At 41.9% G+C, this 2,289-nt stretch carries 3 protein-coding genes; all 3 read left to right on the top strand.

The features are described 5' to 3' along the window. Positions 1-792 (top strand): ADP-glyceromanno-heptose 6-epimerase (gene rfaD, locus VJ937_RS00445; protein WP_324064951.1); only part of this gene is annotated, 792 nt, incomplete at its 5' end. A 29-nt stretch (positions 793-821) separates the two neighbouring features. Next, on the top strand, positions 822-1,649 hold the full coding sequence (locus VJ937_RS00440) for an HAD family hydrolase (RefSeq protein WP_324064950.1): 828 nt from the start codon (positions 822-824) through the stop codon (positions 1,647-1,649). A 27-nt stretch (positions 1,650-1,676) separates the two neighbouring features. After that, positions 1,677-2,289: HD domain-containing protein (locus tag VJ937_RS00435; RefSeq protein WP_324064949.1), on the top strand; the 613-nt coding region annotated here is incomplete at its 3' end.

Raw genomic sequence — 2,289 nt, 5'->3', positions numbered from 1 at the left:
TGGCTCGATGAAAACCATAAGTTCGTGCAGTTTATTTTTCATATGGGTGCGCGCTCGGCAACCACAGGCTACCCTAAGTCAGTTTACGATGAGCTGAACCTGAATTATAGTAAAATAGTTTGGGAGAAATGTGTAGCTTATGGTATTCCGCTTGTATATGCTTCAAGTGCTGCAACATACGGGTTAGGAGAGAAGGGTTACAACGACGATCATACTGTTGTGGGCGAGTTGCATCCGCTTAATTTGTATGGCGAATCGAAAAACGATTTCGATAAATGGGCGCTTCAGCAAAAGCAACAACCTTTTTTCTGGGCAGGTTTGAAGTTTTTCAATGTTTATGGACCCAATGAGTACCATAAAGGCCGCATGGCTTCTGTTATTTTACATACTTTTAACCAGATAAAAGATACAGGTGGTATGAAACTTTTTAAATCGCACCACCCGGACTACAAAGATGGAGAGCAAACACGCGACTTTGTGTATGTAAAAGACTTATCGAAAATTATGTTTTTTCTTATGCATCACCGAAAAAATAGTGGCATATATAACGTGGGAACAGGTAAAGGCCGCACCTTTCTTGATCTTGCTACCAACACTTTCAAAGCAATGGGGAAGGAGCCAAACATAACATTTATTCCAACCCCGGAGGATATTCGTGATAAATACCAGTATTTTACTGAGGCTAACATGTCCAAATTGCATAAAATTGGATATGATGAACCTTTTTATTCCCTCGAAGCAGGTATAGACGATTACGTAAAAAATTACCTGATGAACAATGCTGTGTATTAAAAGTTAAATAGACAAATGTATTTGTGTGTATGGGCAATAATATTGGAGCAGTTGTAACAGATCTTGACGGAACTTTACTTACCGATGATAAACGGGTAGGTGATGCCGACCTGGAAGCATTGTATAAACTGGGCGATAAGGGTATATTGCGTATAGCGGCTACAGGCCGCAATTTACGCATCTCTGAAGATGTTTTGCCCGAAGATTTTCCGCTGGATTACCTCGTGTTTTCCACCGGTTGCGGTATTTACGATTGGAAAAAGAAGCAAATCATCCATTCCGATGGACTTGACTGGAAGCAGACACAAAAAGTAATGAAACAATTCATGGCTGAGGAGTTTGACTTTACGGTTCATCAACCCATTCCGGATAATTACCGCTTCTATTATCATAGGCAAAACCCTAAAAACCACCATTTTAACGAGTATGTAGAGCGGTATTCCAGTTTTGCCGAACCACTGGAGCATCACGAATTTCAAATAGACAATGCCTGTCAGCTTTTAGCTATTATTGAAACAGATACTAAAAAATATAATGACCTTATCAATCAGCTCGAAGATGTAAAGTTGGTGCGTACCACCTCACCGCTCAATGGAAAGGCCATGTGGATTGAGGTTTTCCCACGGCATATAAGTAAGGCCTGGGGCCTGAAATATATTGAAAAAACTTATGGTGTACCGTTCGACAATATGCTGGGAATAGGGAATGATTATAACGATATCGATTTTTTACGAGAAGTGGGACATCCCAGGGTAGTGGCCAATGCGCATCCGGATTTACTCAAACAGTTCCCGATTGTAGCTTCGAATCAATCTTGCGGAGTAGCTGAAGCCATAAAAACGGTAGTCGATTTTTAGAAAACACAACCCTTTGAAAAACAGGTTATGGAAAATGGAGGATCCCGAAAAAATCTGGAGCAACAAGTTGTGCGCCTGCTCGATATTGCAGGAAGCCGTTTAAGCGCGCAGGATAAGGCCGATGTGCAATCGGCAGTGGATTATGCCGGCGTAATATATGGCGAACAAAGACGGAAATCGGGCGAGTTGTACATGGTGCATCCATTGGCAGTAGCCATTACTGCCATCGAAGAGTTGGGGATGGCTCGCAGTGCTGTTATTGCTGCCATTTTACACGATCTTTACGATTTTAAAGAATTTGCAGAACGTGACGTTGAAGAGCGGTTCGGAACCAAAGTGCTTGAAATTATTCGCGGTTTGCATAAAATTTCGGGGTTGTATACCCACAACATTACTTTGCAGGATCAGAATTACATCAACCTGATATTGAATATTGTAACCGATGTACGCATTATTTTGCTGAAGTTGGCAGACCGCTTGCAGAATATGCGCCACATAAATAATTTCTCCAAAGAAAAGCAACAATCACTGGCACAGGAAATAGGAGCATTGTATGCGCCAATAGCCCACAGGCTTGGGCTATACCGGGTCAAAACAGAGATGGAAGATTTTTGGTTGCGAATGACACACCCCGGAGCCT

Origin of the sequence: Salinivirga sp. (assembly GCF_035268865.1) — a bacterium.
Lineage (GTDB): Bacteria > Bacteroidota > Bacteroidia > Bacteroidales > Salinivirgaceae > Salinivirga.
This window is presented reverse-complemented; position numbering and strand designations above follow the sequence as displayed.